The 16,719-nt window shown below is 67.4% G+C and carries 15 protein-coding genes and 1 tRNA gene; 10 read left to right on the top strand and 6 right to left on the bottom strand.

Annotated elements, in window-relative coordinates; all coding sequences use genetic code 11:
- The first annotated feature begins 46 nt into the window (after positions 1-46).
- On the top strand, positions 47-1,141 hold the full coding sequence (locus A7X65_RS12830; protein WP_063687641.1) for an adenylate/guanylate cyclase domain-containing protein: 1,095 nt from the start codon (positions 47-49) through the stop codon (positions 1,139-1,141).
- 77 nt (positions 1,142-1,218) lie between these two features.
- Here the strand turns inward: A7X65_RS12830 and A7X65_RS12825 are convergent, their stop codons facing one another.
- The 4 genes from A7X65_RS12825 to tsaD form a co-directional block, all read right to left on the bottom strand.
- Positions 1,219-1,632: an EVE domain-containing protein gene (locus tag A7X65_RS12825; protein WP_063685247.1), complete on the bottom strand. Its 414-nt coding sequence runs from the start codon at positions 1,630-1,632 to the stop codon at positions 1,219-1,221.
- A 93-nt stretch (positions 1,633-1,725) separates the two neighbouring features.
- On the bottom strand, positions 1,726-2,841 hold the full coding sequence (locus A7X65_RS12820; RefSeq protein WP_063685245.1) for an alpha/beta hydrolase: 1,116 nt from the start codon (positions 2,839-2,841) through the stop codon (positions 1,726-1,728).
- Between the two features lie 115 nt (positions 2,842-2,956).
- Positions 2,957-3,937, bottom strand: a complete 981-nt coding sequence (locus A7X65_RS12815; protein ID WP_063685244.1) for an NAD(P)H-dependent glycerol-3-phosphate dehydrogenase — start codon at positions 3,935-3,937, stop codon at positions 2,957-2,959.
- The gene (tsaD, locus tag A7X65_RS12810) at positions 3,938-5,011 is read right to left on the bottom strand and encodes a tRNA (adenosine(37)-N6)-threonylcarbamoyltransferase complex transferase subunit TsaD (RefSeq protein ID WP_063685242.1); all 1,074 of its coding nucleotides are present in this window, start codon (positions 5,009-5,011) and stop codon (positions 3,938-3,940) included.
- Positions 5,012-5,162: 151 nt separating this feature from the next.
- Between tsaD and A7X65_RS12805 the strand changes: the two genes are divergently transcribed.
- The 5 genes from A7X65_RS12805 to A7X65_RS12785 all read left to right on the top strand — a co-directional run bounded on the left by A7X65_RS12805 (position 5,163) and on the right by A7X65_RS12785 (position 9,796).
- Positions 5,163-5,909: a uroporphyrinogen-III synthase gene (locus A7X65_RS12805; RefSeq protein WP_063685240.1), complete on the top strand. Its 747-nt coding sequence runs from the start codon at positions 5,163-5,165 to the stop codon at positions 5,907-5,909.
- Between the two features lie 77 nt (positions 5,910-5,986).
- Positions 5,987-7,240 (top strand): COG4223 family protein, encoded by a 1,254-nt coding sequence (locus A7X65_RS12800; RefSeq protein ID WP_063685238.1) that lies wholly within the window; start codon positions 5,987-5,989, stop codon positions 7,238-7,240.
- A 37-nt stretch (positions 7,241-7,277) separates the two neighbouring features.
- A complete protein-coding gene (locus A7X65_RS12795; RefSeq protein WP_063685236.1) occupies positions 7,278-9,068 on the top strand; it encodes a heme biosynthesis protein HemY in 1,791 nt (596 codons plus the stop codon).
- Between the two features lie 99 nt (positions 9,069-9,167).
- Positions 9,168-9,243 (top strand) — tRNA-Thr (locus A7X65_RS12790).
- Positions 9,244-9,394: 151 nt separating this feature from the next.
- A complete protein-coding gene (locus A7X65_RS12785; RefSeq protein WP_063685234.1) occupies positions 9,395-9,796 on the top strand; it encodes a hypothetical protein in 402 nt (133 codons plus the stop codon).
- 132 nt (positions 9,797-9,928) lie between these two features.
- Here the strand turns inward: A7X65_RS12785 and A7X65_RS12780 are convergent, their stop codons facing one another.
- A complete protein-coding gene (locus A7X65_RS12780) occupies positions 9,929-10,990 on the bottom strand; it encodes a polysaccharide deacetylase family protein (protein WP_063685232.1) in 1,062 nt (353 codons plus the stop codon).
- A 252-nt stretch (positions 10,991-11,242) separates the two neighbouring features.
- Here A7X65_RS12780 and A7X65_RS12775 point away from each other — a divergent pair, with 252 nt between their 5' ends.
- Positions 11,243-11,551, top strand: a complete 309-nt coding sequence (locus A7X65_RS12775) for a hypothetical protein (protein WP_063685230.1) — start codon at positions 11,243-11,245, stop codon at positions 11,549-11,551.
- A gap of 189 nt (positions 11,552-11,740) precedes the next feature.
- A complete protein-coding gene (locus A7X65_RS12770) occupies positions 11,741-11,956 on the top strand; it encodes a cysteine rich repeat-containing protein (protein WP_063685228.1) in 216 nt (71 codons plus the stop codon).
- Between the two features lie 106 nt (positions 11,957-12,062).
- Here A7X65_RS12770 and A7X65_RS12765 read toward each other — a convergent pair whose 3' ends face one another.
- Complete coding sequence (locus tag A7X65_RS12765; RefSeq protein ID WP_063685226.1) at positions 12,063-13,751, bottom strand: MFS transporter; 1,689 nt, start codon at positions 13,749-13,751, stop codon at positions 12,063-12,065.
- A 150-nt stretch (positions 13,752-13,901) separates the two neighbouring features.
- On the opposite strand from A7X65_RS12765, the gene A7X65_RS12760 reads away from it, so the two are divergent.
- Both A7X65_RS12760 and A7X65_RS12755 read left to right on the top strand, forming a co-directional pair.
- Positions 13,902-15,272, top strand: coding sequence for a hypothetical protein (locus A7X65_RS12760; protein ID WP_063685224.1), 1,371 nt, complete (start codon positions 13,902-13,904; stop codon positions 15,270-15,272).
- Between the two features lie 31 nt (positions 15,273-15,303).
- Positions 15,304-16,674, top strand: a complete 1,371-nt coding sequence (locus tag A7X65_RS12755; RefSeq protein ID WP_063685222.1) for a cytochrome P450 — start codon at positions 15,304-15,306, stop codon at positions 16,672-16,674.
- Positions 16,675-16,719: the final 45 nt, after the last annotated feature.

Below are 16,719 nucleotides of genomic sequence, written 5' to 3'. Positions count from 1 at the left end.
AGGATTGCCCGTGACAAACACCGCCCTGCTTGGCCATCATCGGGCCATGCAGCTTGCTCCGACCCTCGCCTGGCTCGTCGATGCCGCCCAAGATTGTTCCGGGGCCGACCGCTTGCTCGCGGAACTCGGCGCGCATCTGGTCGGCGATGGCGTGCCGCTGGCGGCGGGCGCTCTGACGCTGGACGTGCCGCATCCGCTGATCGCGAAGCGAACCTGGCTGTGGCGCGCCGAAAGCGGCGAGGTGATCGAAGCGCTCGGCTTCGCGCCGGGCGGCCTTGCGCCTGATCCGCCCAACGACGCCGGCCGCCGCTGGCTGCGCGACATCGCGGGCGGCGAAGTGCACGAAGATGCCGTCGGACGATCCGATGGGCCGCTGCTCGGCTGGATCGGACCGCGTCCGTTCACGGCGGATGAGATCGAACGATTACGCCAGGCCGCGCGCTTCGCCGCGACGCCGCTTGCCGTGCTTGCCGGGCGCGCCACGTTGCGGGCGACGCTCGATGCTTACCTTGGCAAGCGCAGCGCGGAGCGGGTGCTGGCGGCGCCGCTGCGGCGCGATCTCGGCGAGACCATTCAGGCCGCGCTGCTCTATGCGGATCTGCGCAATTTCACGATCCTCTCTGAGGCCACGCCGCCGGCCCAGGTCATCGCGGCGCTCGATGCCTGGTTCGACCGCATCGCCGGCGCGGTTCACGCCTTCGGCGGCGAGGTGTTGAAATTCATCGGCGATGGCGTGCTCGCGATCTTTCCGGTGCTCGAGGCCTCACCGCGCCGCGCCTGTGACGCCGCGCTGCGTGCCGCCGGCGCAGCCGAAGCGGGGATGGCCTATCTCAACGCCGAGCGCCGCGCGCAAGGCTTACCACCACTCGCGTTCGGCGCGGCGCTTCACCTCGGCGAGATGCTCTGGGGTAATATCGGCGCCGCCAACCGGCTCGACTTCACCGCGATCGGTCCCGCGGTCAATCTCGCCAGCCGGCTTGAAGGATTGTGCAAGCAGCTCGGCCGGACCGTGCTGGTGTCGGGCGCACTCGCAGCCGAGACGGATATGCCGCTGATCGCGCTTGGATCGCATTCGCTGCGCGGCATTGCAATGCCATGCGAGGTGTTTGCGTTGGCGAAGGCGGAAGCGCCGACATCGTAGCCCGCATGAGCGGACGATATGCGGGACCGGACCATCCCGGATGTCGCTGCGCTCATCCGGGCTACGACAGCGGTGATTTACATCCCGCCCATCTTGCAGACGAGCTTCCACTCCTCGGCCGTCACCGGCTGCACCGACAGGCGCGAATATTTCACCAGGGCCATGTCTTTCAGCTTCGTCTCGGCCTTGACCGCGGCCATCGTCACCGGCGTCTTCAAGGGCTTGTCGGCCTTGATGTCGACGCAGACGAACTTTTCCGTTTTGTCGGTCGGATCAAGGTAGGCTTCCTTGATGATCTCGACGATGCCGACGATCTCCTTGCCCTCGTTGGAATGATAGAAGAACGCCTTATCGCCCTTCTTCATGTTCACGAGGTTCTGGCGGGCGGTGTAATTGCGCACGCCGGTCCAGGCTTCGCCCTTGGCGCCCTTCGCGACCTGCTGGTCCCACGACCACACCGACGGTTCGGATTTCACCAGCCAGTAGTTCATCGCAATCTGTCCCGTTCATGGATACGCCGCCGCGATGTTTAGGGCACGCGGATGCCCGCGACAAGCGCGGGCATCCGATATCCATCGCAGCGCTCACTCCTTCAAATGGCGATCGAAGAATTTTGCGATATCGGTGAAGGCTTCCTTCGTCTCCGGCGCGCTGATGTTGAACTGGTACTGCGCGTGAGACTGGCCCTCATAGACATTGAGGTCCGCGGTGACGCCGGCGCGCCGCAATTTGCGATGGGGGCGAACCGTGTTGCTGAGGAACAGGTCGCGCGTGCCTGAGGTCAGGATCGTCGGCGGGAAGCCCTTGAAGTCGCCATAGATCGGCGAGATGTAGGGGTTCTTCAGGTCGGTGCCGTTGGCATAGAGCTTCGCGGCGCGGCCGAGCCAGCCGTCCCAGGTCACCAGCACGTTGTCGACCCACTCATTGCTGGCATAGGTGTCGCCGACCTTGTCGATATCGGACCACGGTGTGCCCGGCGCGATCGCGGCCGGCTTCGGCAGCTTCTCGTCCTTGGCCCGCAGCACCATCGCCAGCGTCATCGCCCCGCCTGTCGACGTGCCGAAGATCGCCATCCGTCGTGCGTCGTGCGTTCTGGTGACCTCCTTCCAGACCGCCATCGCGTCGTCCATCGCCGCGGGATAGGGGAAGTCCGGCGGCATGCGGTAGTCGACCGAGATCACCTTGAAGCCGCCGAAGCCGGCCATCATGATCGCTTCCGGCAGCGCGGCTTCGCCCGGCCCGAACACGTAGCCGCCGCCATGGACGTGGACCAGGAGGCGCCGACGGTTCTCCGGCAGAATCCTGTTCGGCGTCACGATGAAGCAATGCACGCCGGCAATCCTGGTCTCCTCGACCTTGACGCCGAGCTTCTCCTTCATGGTCGGAACGTTCGCGATCGACAGCTTTGCGCGGCGCTCGATCAGTTCTTTCCATTCGCTCGCGGATTTTGGATCCGCATTGAAATGCGGCGGAAACGGCGCGCCGATCATGGCCTGCATGTCGGAGCTGACGTCGTTGGAGGGATTGACGATCGACTTGACGGGTGCGACCCGCTTGCCGTTTTCGGCGTTGGCGGCCGCCTCGTTCTTGGCGAGCTCGTCATAGGAAACCGCGGCCTGAGAGTACGCGGCGGTCGGCAGTGCAATGGCAGTGAGTGCGGCGATGGCGATCGAAACGATCGCATGATGCGGTTTGCGCATGCGTTCTTCCCCTGGATCCGTTTCGTTGTTGTTGGACCGGGATCCTGCGGTGTGGCGCTAGGCTAGACCAGCGTGCAGAGGCCGTGAAGCGCTACCTGCGAGGCGAGGGTGCGCCTCACTCCTCGGCCTTGAACGGCCGCGTCAGCAGCCCCTCGATCGCCGCGTCGATCGTCAATCTGTTGTCGAGGATGGCGGCGACGGCCTGTGAGACGGGCATGTCGACATTTGCGGCGGCCGCGAGCTCGACCAGCACCGGCGCGGTGAAGGCGCCTTCCGCGAGCTTGCCGGCCGGCGCCGCCTCGCCGCGCCCGAGCGCAATGCCAAGCGCGAAATTGCGCGATTGTGCGGTCGAGCAGCTCAGCAGGAGGTCGCCGAGGCCGGAGAGACCCGAAAGCGTTTCCGCCCGCGCACCGCAGGCACGGCCGAGCCGCGCCAGCTCGCTGAAGCCGCGCGTGGTCAGCGCGGCATGGGCGGATGCCCCGAGCTTGCGGCCGACCACGATGCCGGCCGCGATCGCCAGCACGTTCTTGGCCGCGCCGCCGATCTCGACGCCGCGGATGTCGGTGGAGTGATAGGGGCGGAATGTCGGTGAGCCCAGCGCCAGCACCAGGCTGCTTGCCAGCGCGTCATCCCGCGCTGCCAGCGTCACCGCCGTCGGCAGGCCGCGTGCGACGTCGTCGGCGAAGCTCGGGCCCGACAGGATCGCCGGCTGCGCATGCGGCGCGGCTTCCGCGATCACGTCGGTCATGAATTTATGGGTGCCGTGCTCGATGCCCTTGGCGCAGGCGACGACCGGGACAGGCTTTGCGAGATGCGAGGCCAGCATGTTGACCGTGCCGCGCAGGTGCTGCGCAGGCGTTGCGATCAGCAGCATCTCCGCGCGCGATGCTTCCGCGAGATCGCTCGTCACCACGATCTCCGGAGCGATCCGTATGCCGGGCAGGCGGGGATTGTCGCGGGTCGATGCGATCCGTGCGGCGTGCTCGGCATTGCGGGCCCAGAGCGTGACGCTCCGCCCTGCCCGCGCCGCCACCAGCGCGAGCGCCGTGCCCCAGGCGCCTGCTCCGATCACCGCAACGGATTGGAACGCGGTCATCTAATATCCTGCCCGCGTCTTGCCGTAGCCCGCGGGTGCCGTGGCATTGGCGTCGAGCAGCCAGCGCGCGCGCGGCTGCGCTTCCATCGTATCGGTCAAGCCGAGCGCGAGACGCTCGGCGCCGGCCCACGCGATCATCGCGCCGTTGTCGGTGCAGAGTGCTGGCGGCGGCATGATCAACTGCGTGCCGGCCTGCCGCGCGACGTCATGCAGCGCGCCGCGGATCGCCTGATTGGCGGCGACGCCGCCCGCGGCCACGAGCGCGCGGGCTGCGCCAAACCGTTCGCGGAAAAGCCTGAGGCCGACGCCGAGCCGGTCGGCTGTCGAATCCAGCACCGCGGCCTGGAAGCTCGCGCAGAGATCGCTGATGTCCTGCGGCGTGATCTCGGGCAGTCGGCTCGCTTCGGTGCGCACCGCCGTCTTCAATCCCGACAGCGAGAAATTGGCGTCGGGGCGTCCCTGCATCGGCCGCGGGAACGCAAAGCGCGTGGCATCGCCGCTCGCGGCGGCGCGCTCGACCTGCGGGCCGCCGGGATAAGGCAGGCCTAGCATCTTCGCGACCTTGTCGAAGGCTTCGCCGATGGCATCGTCGACGGTGGTGCCGAGCCGCATATATTGGCCGACGCCGGTGACCGCGACGATCTGGGTGTGGCCGCCCGAGGCGAGGAAGAGGCAGTAGGGGAAATCGATCCCGTCGGTGAGGCGCGGCGTCAGCGCATGCGCCTCCAGATGGTTCACAGCGACCAGCGGGGTGTCATGCACCATCGCGATCGCCTTCGCGGTGGTGAGCCCGACGATCACGCCGCCGATCAGCCCCGGCCCCGCGGCCGCCGCGACGCCGTCGAGCTGGGCATAGTCGATGCCGGCGTCGTGCATGGCGCGGTCGATGATCCCGTCGAGCACGTCGACATGGGCGCGGGCGGCGATCTCCGGCACCACGCCGCCGAAGCGGGCATGCTCCTCGACCTGCGACCGCACGATGTTGGACAGGATCTTGCCGCGGCCGCCAGGCGCGCGTTCGATCACCGCCGCGGCGGTCTCGTCGCAGGTGGTTTCGATGCCCAATACCAGCATTGGCGAATCGTTATCCAATTTGCGCCCTTGCACTGATCCGCAAAGCGGAGTTCTGGTAAATCCGGTAGCATTCCGGGGTCGGCTTGCGCAATCGTCACGAAGCAAGCCTCCCGCGAATGCGTCACCGTCACGCGGTTCGGGAACACGAGCGATGTCCATTCTTGTCACACGGCCGCATCCCGACAACGAGGCGACGGCGGGAAATCTGCGCGCGCGGGGACATGTGGTGCTACTCGCGCCGGTACTCAAGTTCGAGCCGGTCGCTTTTCACGACGACAGTGAAGCGGGCTATGGCGCCGTCATCGTTACGTCGGCCAATGCGATCCGCGCCATCGCGCCGCAATTGCGGGAGCTCGGCCTTCTGGAGCTGCCGCTGTTCGCGGTCGGCGAGCACACCGCTTCTGCCGCGCGCGACGCCGGCTTTGGCGAGGTCATCGTTGCCGGCGGCGATGCGGCTTCCTTGCGCGAGAAAATCATTCGAAGCGCGCGCGACAAGGTGCTGAAGAAGAAAAGCACGCTGCTCTATCTTGCCGGCGCGGATCTGTCGCGCGATCTCGGCGGTGAGCTCGGTGCGGAAGGATTCGACGTGGTCACGCAGACCACCTATCGCATGGCGCCGGTCAAGCATCTGCCGCGCGAGGTCTGCGAGGGCTTTGCGGCCCACGGGGTCGAGGCGGTGCTGCACTACTCCCGCCGCAGTGCACGGGCGTTTCTGGATGCCGCGCGGGTTGAAGGCGTCGAAATCTCGGCGCTGGCGATCCCGCAATGCTGCCTGTCCGAGACGGTCGCGGGCGTGCTGCGCGATGCCGGTGCCTCGCAGGTTCTGGTGGCCGCGACGCCGGACGAAAATGCCTTATTTGACACCTTGGAGCGTGCTTTGCGGACCCGTTTGGCGTAAGAGGTCGGGCCGAATCCGGCGCGATTTAGGTCCACCCGGGATCTGTGTAAGGTATGGAAGTGTGAGGAACCGTCACGATGGCCGACGACAAGCCTGAAGACGCAGGATTGGCTCCCGACACCGGTCGTGCCAAGCGCACCCCGCCCACCATCGATCTGGAGGCAACCGAAGTCTCGACCCAGCCGCAGGACGTTGCGGGTGAGCCCGAGGCTCAGCCGGCGGCCAAGCAGGCCGCGCATGACGAGGTCAAGGCCGAGGAGCCCACGTCGGAGGCGGAGTCAGAGGCCAAGCCGGAGCCTCAACCCGAGCCAACGCCCGAGTCGGCCGAAGAGCAGCCGTCGATTGCGCCCGCCGCCGCCTCGCGGCCGGTTTCCCCCTGGATCATCGCACCGTTCTCCGGTGCCGCGGCCGCAGCGGTCGTGATCGGCGTCGGCTGGATGCTGGGCTGGCCCGCCGTGCAGGCGCCGCCGGCCGCGCCGCAAGTGACCAGCGCGACGGTCGATGCGCTGAGCGGTCGCATCGCTGCGGTCGAGGCCAAGGCCGGTAAGCCCGTCGCCGATCCCGCCATGGTGACGCGGATCGACGCGCTGGAAAAATCGGCGAGCGCCCTGCGCAGCGACATCGCCAATCTGCGCGCGCAGTCCGACAAGACCGCGGGTGCGCTGAATGACGCAAAGTCCGCGGCGCCCGCCACGTCGCCTGATCTTGCCGCACTCGCCGACCGCGTCGCGCAGCTCGAGCGCGCCAGCAAGACCGAACGCGCCGAGCTCGCGCAGCAGGGCGAGAAGATCGCCGAGACAAAGAAGTTGGACGACAAGCCGCTGCGCTTCGTGGTCGCAGCCACCTTGCTCGACGTCGCCGTGCGCCATGGCGATCCCTATCAGTCTCAGCTGTCCGCGGCGCGGTCGCTCGCCGCCAAGCCCGAGATGCTGAAGCCGCTCGATGTGTTCGCATCGTCGGGCATCCCGACGCCGGTCGCGCTGAGCCGCGAGCTGCTCACCATCGTGCCGAAATTGTCGCCGCCTCCGGAGGCTTCGGCCGCGAATGCCGGCCTCGTGGAGCGTCTGCAGGCGGGCGCATCGAAGCTCGTCCGCATCGAACGCACCGACGGGGTCGGCAACGATCGCGGCGCCATCGTCGCGCGGGTGACGTCCGCAGCGTTGCGCAACGATTTCGTCGAGGCGCGGCGCGAGCTGAAGACGCTGCCCGAGGCCGATCGCGTGCCGGCGCAGGGCTGGCTCGAGAAGGCCGACGCCCGCGACGCCGCGCTCGCCGCGTCCCGCAAATTCGCCGACGATGCCATGGCGGATCTCGCCAAGTCTACGCAGTAAGATTCGCGCAACAATCCGCGCGTAATTAGGGATCGCCATGCTTCGCATCGTCCTTTTCCTTGTCTTGATTGCGCTCGCAGGCGCGGGCTCGGCCTGGGTTGCCGACCAGCCCGGCGAGGTCGTGCTGACCTGGGGCGGCTGGCGGGCTTCGCCGACCATTCCGGTGTTCGTGCTTCTTCTCGGCGTGTTTGCCGTGGCGATCGTCTTGCTCTGGAGCATCCTGACTACGATCTGGCGCACGCCCGGCCGCATGCGCCAGCGTCGTCACGAGAAGCGCCACGCGCGCGGCCGCCAGGCCATCACCCACGGCCTGCTCGCGATCGGTCACGGCGACACCGCGCTCGCCCGCCGCCACGCCGAAGCGGCGCGGCGGCACGCGCCGAACGATCCGCTTGCGCTGCTGCTGCATGCGCAATCGGCCCAGCTCGAAGGCAATCGCGACGAGGCCCAGCGCGTCTTCCGCGCCATGGCCGAGCGCGAGGACACGCGCCTGCTCGGCCTGCGCGGCCTGTTCATCGAGGCGCAGCGTGCCGACGATGCCGTCGGCGCCGTGATGATCGCGGAGGAAGCGATCAAGCTGTCGCCGTCCTCGACCTGGGCCTCGCATGCGGTGCTCGGCTTCCGCTGCGCGCGCGGTGACTGGAGCGGCGCGCTCGCGATCCTCGAGTCGAACCTGTCCACCGGCCTGATCGACAAGCCGACCTATCGCCGCCAGCGCGGCGTGCTGCTCACGGCGCGCGCGCTGGAATTGGAGAGCATGGACCGCGACGTCGCGCGCGAGAGCGTGATGGAGGCGATCAAGCTGGCGCCGACCCTGGTGCCGGCCGCCGTGCTCGCCGCGAAATTCGAGAGCGAGGCGCATCAGGTGCGCCGTGCCATGAAGCTGGTCGAGGCCGCCTGGCTCGCCAATCCGCATCCCGATCTCGCGGACGCCTATGCGCATGTGAAGCTCGGCGATTCCGCGCGGCAGCGCCTGCAGCGGGTGGAGACGCTCGCGGCCAAGACGTCGGCGGACAAGCCCGGTCATGTCGAGGGCCAGCTCGCGATTGCGCGCGCGGCGATCGACGCTTCGGAGTTCGCCCGCGCGCGCGCGGTGCTGGCGCCCTATATCAACGATCCGACCCAGCGCGTGGCGATGCTGATGGCCGAGATCGAGCGCGCCGAGCATGGCGATAGCGGCCGTGCCCGCGCCTGGACCTTGCGCGCCGTGCGCGCCCGCCACGATCCGGCCTGGACCGCGGACGGCTATGTCAGCGACCGCTGGCGCCCGGTCTCGCCGGTCACCGGCCGCCTCGACGCATTCCAATGGCAGACGCCGGTCGCGAGCCTTCCCTCCGACAAGGGCCCCACGATCGAATCCTCGGCCTTCGAGGAGGCCATGCTGGCTGCCCCGCCGCCGAAGCGGGTGACGGCGGCTCCGAGCGAGAGCCCGGTGGAACCGGCTGCGACGGCTCCGGCCCCCGCGCCCGCCGCTCAGGACAATTCTCCTCGTGCTGAGGCCGCCAAGGAAGTCGTCCCGGAAGCGCCTAAGGACGTCGCCAAGGAGACAGTCAAGGACGAGCCGGTCCTGGCGCCCGCCGAGCCGGCCAAACCGGGCCCCGAGCCCGCCGAATCAACGCCGGTCGCGGCCACCCCGGTATTCCGGACCCGCGCCGACCTCGGCAAGCCCGCCCCTGCCCCGATCCCCGCCGTCATCCCGATCGTCCGCGCGCCCGACGATCCCGGGATCGATGACGAGGGGCCGAGCGATGAATTTACGGAACAAATCGGCACGCCAAAGGCGCAGGCCGGCGGCTGGCGCGGATTCTGGTCCCGCTGGGGGGCGTGAGGCCGATTTCGAACCCTGCTTGTTCTTGCCAATTCGGGCCATGCCCGATATCAGGAGCGCGCGTATCGGGGCCGGCATTGCTTTGGTCCCGGCAAGGTTGCCGCAATAGCTCAGTCGGTAGAGCACGTCATTCGTAATGACGGGGTCGGGGGTTCGAATCCCTCTTGCGGCACCAGCCTTCGCTGCCTTTGCCAGCTTCGGCCCGGCAAGCCCGACACTCTCTCACTGCCGATCCTGCTCGACCACAGCCTCGGTGAGGTCTGTCACATAATCCTGCGCCCCGACTCCCGTAGTGTCCGCATCACGCAAACACGGGGAGATTTCACATGCGCAAGATCGTTCTGGTCGCCGCCATGGTCCTGGCTTCTGCATCCGCCCATGCAGGCGACCGCAGCCTGTCGCTGTCCGGGATGGCCGGGCAGTCCGCCGCTCCGCAAGCCGCGCCGATCGCCACGCCCGCCTCGCAGGTGAGCGAAGTCGCACCCGTGGCCGAGGCGCCGAAATATGCCGACCGTCCGCCGGCGGTGTCGTTACCTCCCGTGCCCGCTGCGGCGGCCGCTCCTGCTGCAACCGCGACCACGGCCACGACCACGACGGCATCGGCGCCGGCGCCGGTCGCGACCACCAGGCCTGCGAAGACGGCAAGGGCGGAGAAGCCGAAGCGCAAGCGCGAATGGACCGAGCGCCGCATCATCAGCGAGCTGCATCGCCACGGCATCTACTGGTGAGCGGTCGCGTCGTCCGCTCTTGCCGTCGTGCCCGGGCTTGACCCGGGCATTCACGTCTTCGCCCTTGATCCAAAAACGTGAATGGCCGGGACAAGCCCGGCCATCACGCAAGAGTTTTGGATCTGGTCGCGCTTACTGCGAAACCGTCTGCACCACGCTCGAGATCGGACGCGTGGTCGTGCTCGCTGTCGGTACCTTCATTTCCTTCAGCAGCGCTTCGTCATATTCCGGCAGCGACTCGAACGTCGTCTTGGCCTTGATCTGCACGACCTTGTAGCCGCCCGCCTTCAGCCGTGCGAGCAGCGACGGCAGCGCTTCGCCCGTGTTCTTCTGGAAGTCGTGCATCAGGATGATGCCCTTGCCGAGCTTGTCGAGCTTGGTCATCACCGTGTTGACGATCTTCTCCGGGGTGGCGCCCTTCCTGAAGTCGAAGGAGTCGAGATCGGTCGACCACATCGCGACGTTGCGGGTGCCGAGATAGGTCACCATCGCCGGATTGTGCTGGAGCTGCGGGAAGCGGAAGAACGGCGCAGGATTGGTGCCGAGCGCGAACTTCACGGCGCTGAAGCCCTTCTCGATCTCGTCCTTGGCCTGCTGCTCCGTCATCTTCTTGCTGTTGAGATTGAGGTGCGACCAGGTGTGGGTGCCGACCGTGTGGCCCTGGGCCAGCACCTGGCGCAGGATCTCCGGATGATAGGTCGCGTGCTTGCCGACCGAGAAGAACAGGCCCTTGGTGCATTCCTCTGCGAGCGCCTTCAGCACCGCCGGCGTGTTCACCGGCCACGGACTGTCGTCGAAGGTCAGCACGACTTCCTTGTCGGTGAGGAAATCGAACTGCTTGAACGTTTCGAAGCCGAAGCCGGGGCCGCCGGTGGTGTCGATCTCGACCACGCGGGAGACGCCCAGCGCATTCGGATTGGCGCAGGCCTGCTTCGGTTGAACCGGCGCGACCGGAGCGGGCGCAGGCGCGGCTGCCTGGGCCATCGTCGCCGGCTTGGCCGCGATCGTTGCGGTCGTCGTGACGTCATCCTTGGCCGCAAGCTTCGCCGGTGCCGGCAACGGGTCGGCGGCACGGGCGGCAACTGTCTTGGGGGCACCATGGTCGGCGCTGTAGGAATAATAAAACCAACCGCCGGCGGCGATCACGACCGCCGCAACTACACTGGCCAGCATCAGGCCCAACGCATTACGCATCGCTACTCTTTCCAATTACGCAACCAAACCTGCGGAATCTCCCGCGCGACGAGCCATTAATGCGAAGGAACAGTTAACGTGACACCAACACGACGGCGGTTGCGGAGGAATTTCAGCAGGGTGCGCCAAAGTGACCAACCTCACAGAAGGTGGGGCGCCCGTGACCGTCATCACAGTGGAAACTGTTTTGCTGGAGCATCGTAGTTCCCATTAACAACGGGCCCGCCAAGGCGGTGCCAATGGGAGCTTCAAATGACCACCTCGTTCACGACCAAGTCCCTGAGTAGCAAGATCCGCGACACCAGCCTGGCGCTGGGCTTCGCCGCGATCGTCTCGATCATCTCGACCACCTCGAGCTTCGCCTTCTCGGCCGAGGCGCAGCAGCAGTGCACCGGCGATGCCTTCCGCCTCTGCTCGGCGGACATCCCCAACATCCCGAAGATCACCGCGTGCATGATGAAGCATCGTTCGGATCTGAGCGCCGGCTGCCGCGCGGTGATGGACAAGGACCTCGCCAAGGGCGCCTCACGCAAGGTCGCTGACGCGCAAGACAAGCAGTAAGAGACAAGCAGTAACAGAACGCGCAACGCTGCAAGCGTTGCGATCTGACGAGCTCCCCCTCGCGATGCGCCCCGGCGTCAGGTCGGGGCCACGCGGCGGTGCCATGTAGCCGGCAATAAAGCCGTTGCGGCCAAGGGATCGTCGCACTAGCTTCGCCCGCACTTTCTTCCGGGTAAGAGGCATTATGCGATGACCAGATTTCTTTTCATTATTTCGCTGCTCCTGTGCGCATCCGCTGCGTCGGCGCAACAGCAGCCCGGACACGACGCGTGTGCGCGCGATGTCAGCCGCTTCTGCCGCGCCGTGATGAACAATGGCGATGGCGCCGTGCTGGCGTGCCTGAAGCAGAACCGCACCCGTCTCAGCAAGGGCTGCGACAAGGTGCTGACCGATCACGGGCAGTAGCCTGTCGTCCCGGCGTAGGCCGGGACCCATAACCACAGGCGGAAGTTTGACGAAGACTGGAAGTTGATGCCGCCCCGGCCTGCGCCGGGACGGCGGAGGAGAAACCCTACGTGCTGCTTCCCGCCGCGGTCGCGACCACCGGCAGCACCTCCTCGCTGGCGCGGTCCGGCGTCTCCTCCTTCCAGCGCACCGAGCCGAACGGACGCTCCAGCATGCGGCGGACGCGCACCGGCTCGGGGCCGATGTGGAAGTCGATCGCCTGCTGATGCAGCGCGCGTTCGGACAGCGTCGAACGGTTGCGCTGGCGCAAGTAGTCGAGCCAGGTCGGGCAGTGATAGCGCTCGGTCCATAATTCGGGGTCGGCGATATCGCGCGCGATCGACCAGCCATAGGCGCCATTGCGCTGCCGCGAGAGCTGCACGTCCTGCATCACATTGTGGAAGGCGCGCGCGTTCTCCTGGGAGACGCGATACTCGATCTCGACCACCAGCGGCCCGCTGCGGCCGGTGAGCGACAACCTGACTTCAGGGTCGGCAAGCACCTCGGCATCCTCGTTGCGGGCGCCGACGCGCGGCATGGTGAGCCAGACTCCGAGCAGCGGCGAGATCAGCATCAGGCCGGCCGCCGTCAGCAGAGCGACCTCCACCCCGGCATAGTCGGTGAGATGGCCCCAGCCCCAGGCGCCGATGGCGATGCCGCCGGAAATCGAGGCCTGGAACGCCGCGAGCGAGCGGCCGGCGACCCAGCGCGGCGCCGAGAGCTGCACGCCGATGTTGAACAGCGCGACCGCCGCCATCCACACCGCGCCGGCGAGCACCAGCGCAGCGGCCGTCAGCACCGGCTCCGTGCTCACGGCAAGCGCCGCCATCGCGAACGCCATCGAGATGGTGCAGGCGCGGATCGCGGCCTCGCCGCTCATGCGCTTGCGGAGTTCGTGGATGTTGAGCGCGCCGACGACTGCGCCCATGCCGAAGGCGCCGAGCATGATGCCGTAGGTCTGTGCGCCGCCATGCAGGAGGTCGCGCGCGACCAGCGGCATCAGCGCCATGATGGCGCCGCCGATCAGGCCCATCACCAGCGTGCGCAACAGCACGATCTTGATCGGCGGCGAATTGGTGATGTAGCGGAAGCCCGAGACCATGGCGCGGTTGAGCTTTTCGCGCGGCAGGCGCGACGGCTCCACCGAGCGGCGCCAGATCAGCAGCACCACCAGCAGCGGCAGATAGAGGATCGCGTTGCAGGCAAACGCCGCCACCGCGCCGAGGGCTGCGACGATGACGCCGCCGACCGCGGGACCGAAGCTGCGCGCGATGTTGTAGCTGATGCCGTTCAGCGCGACGGCCGACGGCAGCGCTTCCGGCGGCACCTGCTCGCTGACCGAGGATTGCCAGGCCGGCCCGAACAGCGCGTTGCCGCTGCCGACGACGAAGCAGAAGGCCAGCAGCGTTTCCGGCGTGATCAGCTTGAGCCCGGCCAGCACCGTCAGCGCGCTCGCGCCGGTCAGCGCGATCGCGAGCGAGACCAGGGTGACGATGCGGCGGTCATACATGTCGGCGATGGCGCCGGCCGGCATCGAGATCAGCATGATCGGCAGCATCAGGGCCGTCTGCACCAGCGCCACCTGGTCGGCGGACGCCGACATCTGCGTCATCGCCCAGGCCGCGCCCACGCCCTGGATCAGGAGGCCGAGATTGGAGAGCAGGCTGGCGAGCCAGATGCGCCGGAATACGGTGAACCGCAACGGGGCGGTGATGCCGTCGCCGGCGAGTGTCTGACGGTTCGGCTGCTCGGTCATATCCCCTTCCAAATGGGCTGGCAGAAGTGGTCTTGGAGTGGTGTTTGGGTGATTCCGGCAAAGTCAGTGATGCCCGCGAAAGTCCTTCGCTGTCCAGTGGTTAGGCCGCTATAAGCGGTGCAAAGAGATGGTTTTGCCGGGGAGGAACAAATGAGGCTGTCGCGACGGACGATCCTGCTGGGGGCGGGCAGCCTGCCTTTCGCGGTTGCGAGCTTGCGGACGGGGGCGCTGGCCCAGACGGCGCCTGCCGCGCAAAACGGGCCGGTCCCTCCGATCCTGTTCGTCCACGGCAATGGCGACTACGATGCGCTCTGGATGACGACGCTGTGGCGGATGGAATCCAACGGCATCGCGCGCGATCGCATGATGGCGATCAACTTCACCGATCCGCTGGCCCGCAGCGACGACAAGGTCGAACAGGCGAACCGCTCCTCGGCCGAGGACCAGCGCCGCGAGCTTGCCGCCGCCATCGCTGAACTGAAGCGCCGGACCGGTGCGGCGCGCGTGGCCCTGGTCGGCAGCTCGCGCGGCGGCAACGCGATCCGCAACGTCATCAGGAGTGGCGGCGCCGGCGATGTCAGCCACGCCATCTTGTGTGGCACGCCCAATCACGGCGTGTTCGCGACCGACGACCAACCCAACAACGAGTTCAACGGCCGCGGCCCGTTCCTGCGCGGCCTGAACGAGGGCGAGAGCGAGGTGACGCCGGGTGTTGCCTTCCTCACGCTGCGCAGCGACGGCATGGACAAATACGCACAGGCCGACGGCCGCTTCATCGGCAAGCCCGGGACGCCGACCGGCGTCACCAATGAAGGGCCCGAGCTGAAGGGTGCCACCAATCTCGTGCTCGGTGCGCTCGATCATCGCGAGGTGGCGTTCCACCCGCGCGCCTTTCGCGAGATCTACAAGTTCATCGCCGGCAGCGAGCCCGCGCGCATCGCGATCGTGCCGGAGCAAGTCGTCCGGCTGAACGGCCTCGTCACGGGTACGCCGGGCGGCGTGCAGACCAATCGTCCGGTGGCGGGCGCAACCGTCGATATCTTCCGCGTCGATCCCGATACCGGCGAGCGCAAGGGAAGTGCGGTGCACAGCGCGAAGACCGGCGCCGACGGCCGCTGGGGGCCGGCGCAGGTCGAATCCGGCTGGTCGCTCGAATTCGTCCTGACCTCCCCGGACGCGCCGACCACGCATATCTATCGCTCGCCCTTCCCGCGCTCGTCCGATGTCGTGCATCTGCGTGCGGCGCGCCCGCTCGGGCCGGCGGACAAGGACGCCGGTGCGGTCGTCATCATGTCACGTCCGCGCGGCTATTTCGGGCTGCCGCGCGACGTGGTGCTGTTCGACGGCAAGGAGCCCGCCGACGTCAAGCCGGGCGTGCCCACGGATGCGGCAGCGACACTGCGCCTTCCCGCGACAGAGATCGGGCGTAACATCGTGGCCCAGTTCGACGAAGAACGGATTGTGGCACGTGCCTGGCCGGCCGCAGAGAACAGGATTGCGATTGCCGAACTGACTTACTAGCTATTTGCGTGCGTCACATCGGGAGAGAGCCATGAATATCGCCAGTGTGCGTCGGCCCATCGTCCCCCCGGCCCCGCCGCGCGCGCCCGACGACATGTCGTTCTTCGGCCGCCTGGCGGTGATCCGCCGGAACATGATCGCGACCTGGGGCCAGCGCGCCTATGAGGAAGAGGTCATCAAGGGACGCTTCTTTCTCCGCAACAGCTTCATCCTGAACCAGCCGGATGCGATCCGGCATGTCCTGCTCACCAATTACGAGAACTACACGCGCACGCCGGCCGGCATCCGCATGCTGCGCCCCGTGCTCGGCGACGGCCTTCTGATCGCGGAGGGGCACTCCTGGACGTTTCAGCGCCGCACGCTCGCCCCGGCGTTCACGCCGCGCGCGACCGCGAACCTCGTTCCGCACATGACGGCGGTGCTCGACGAGACCATCGCCAAGCTCGACACGCGCACGGGCGAGCCGGTCGATCTGCGCGAGATCATGCAGCGCATGACGCTCGAGATCGCCGGGCGCACGATGTTCTCGTTCGGCATGGACCGGCACGGCGCAACCTTGCGCAACTTCGTCATGGAATATGGCGAGCGGCTCGGACGACCATATTTCCTCGACATGCTGCTGCCGGTGTCCTGGCCGACCCCGATGGATCGGGCGCGCGCCCGTTTCCGCGAGCGCTGGACCGAATTCGTTTCGATGCTGATCGCCGAGCGGCGCGCGATGGGCAAGAAGGACGGCGCGCCGCCGCGCGACCTGTTCGACCTCATGGACGCCGCGCGTGACCCTGAGACCGGCAAGGGCTTTTCCGACGAGCAGCTCGTCGACGAGGTCGCGACCATGATCCTCGCCGGCCACGAGACCACGGCGACCGCGCTGTTCTGGGCGCTCTATCTGCTCGCGCTCGACCCGGAGACGCAGGAGGAAGTCGCCTCCGAGACGCGCGGCGAGCATCTCGACAGCATGGCCGACATTGATCGCCAGAAGTTCACCCGCGCGGTGACCGAGGAGACGATGCGGCTGTATCCGCCGGCGTTCCTGGTCGCGCGGGCCGCGCGCGAGAAGGACAACGCCGCCGGAATCGAGATCGGCAAGGGCGACATCATCATGATCGCGCCCTGGCTGCTGCACCGGCACGAGAAGCTGTGGGATCAGCCGAACGCGTTCATTCCAAAGCGCTTCATGTCGAAAGAGGCGCCCGACCGCTTCGCCTATCTGCCGTTCGGCGCGGGCCCGCGCGTCTGCGTCGGCGCGCCGTTCGCGCAGGCCGAATCCGTGCTGGCGCTGGCCCGGCTGATCGGCGCCTTCCGCGTCGAGCTCGCCGACGCGACCGATCCCGTGATCCCGCTCGGCGTCGTCACGACCCAGCCGGACCACTCACCCATGTTCCGCATCACGCGTCGATGACAGGCACTTGCCTGGCCGATGGCGTGATTCAAACGAGATAGAGCC

The sequence above is a fragment of the Bradyrhizobium stylosanthis genome (genome assembly GCF_001641335.1).
Classification (GTDB): domain Bacteria; phylum Pseudomonadota; class Alphaproteobacteria; order Rhizobiales; family Xanthobacteraceae; genus Bradyrhizobium; species Bradyrhizobium stylosanthis.
This window is presented reverse-complemented; position numbering and strand designations above follow the sequence as displayed.

What these genes read in the sequence shown, in the direction of transcription:
- A7X65_RS12785 (WP_063685234.1), top strand. Translation starts at nt 9,395, where the DNA reads ATGCGCAAGATCGTTCTGGTCGCCGCCATGGTCCTGGCTTCTGCATCC.
- A7X65_RS12795 (WP_063685236.1), top strand. Translation starts at nt 7,278, where the DNA reads ATGCTTCGCATCGTCCTTTTCCTTGTCTTGATTGCGCTCGCAGGCGCG.
- A7X65_RS12815 (WP_063685244.1), bottom strand. Translation starts at nt 3,937, where the DNA reads ATGACCGCGTTCCAATCCGTTGCGGTGATCGGAGCAGGCGCCTGGGGC.
- A7X65_RS12780 (WP_063685232.1), bottom strand. Translation starts at nt 10,990, where the DNA reads ATGCGTAATGCGTTGGGCCTGATGCTGGCCAGTGTAGTTGCGGCGGTC.
- A7X65_RS12805 (WP_063685240.1), top strand. Translation starts at nt 5,163, where the DNA reads ATGTCCATTCTTGTCACACGGCCGCATCCCGACAACGAGGCGACGGCG.
- A7X65_RS12760 (WP_063685224.1), top strand. Translation starts at nt 13,902, where the DNA reads ATGAGGCTGTCGCGACGGACGATCCTGCTGGGGGCGGGCAGCCTGCCT.
- A7X65_RS12820 (WP_063685245.1), bottom strand. Translation starts at nt 2,841, where the DNA reads ATGCGCAAACCGCATCATGCGATCGTTTCGATCGCCATCGCCGCACTC.
- A7X65_RS12770 (WP_063685228.1), top strand. Translation starts at nt 11,741, where the DNA reads ATGACCAGATTTCTTTTCATTATTTCGCTGCTCCTGTGCGCATCCGCT.
- A7X65_RS12825 (WP_063685247.1), bottom strand. Translation starts at nt 1,632, where the DNA reads ATGAACTACTGGCTGGTGAAATCCGAACCGTCGGTGTGGTCGTGGGAC.
- tsaD (WP_063685242.1), bottom strand. Translation starts at nt 5,011, where the DNA reads ATGCTGGTATTGGGCATCGAAACCACCTGCGACGAGACCGCCGCGGCG.
- A7X65_RS12765 (WP_063685226.1), bottom strand. Translation starts at nt 13,751, where the DNA reads ATGACCGAGCAGCCGAACCGTCAGACACTCGCCGGCGACGGCATCACC.
- A7X65_RS12830 (WP_063687641.1), top strand. Translation starts at nt 47, where the DNA reads ATGCAGCTTGCTCCGACCCTCGCCTGGCTCGTCGATGCCGCCCAAGAT.
- A7X65_RS12775 (WP_063685230.1), top strand. Translation starts at nt 11,243, where the DNA reads ATGACCACCTCGTTCACGACCAAGTCCCTGAGTAGCAAGATCCGCGAC.
- A7X65_RS12800 (WP_063685238.1), top strand. Translation starts at nt 5,987, where the DNA reads ATGGCCGACGACAAGCCTGAAGACGCAGGATTGGCTCCCGACACCGGT.
- A7X65_RS12755 (WP_063685222.1), top strand. Translation starts at nt 15,304, where the DNA reads ATGAATATCGCCAGTGTGCGTCGGCCCATCGTCCCCCCGGCCCCGCCG.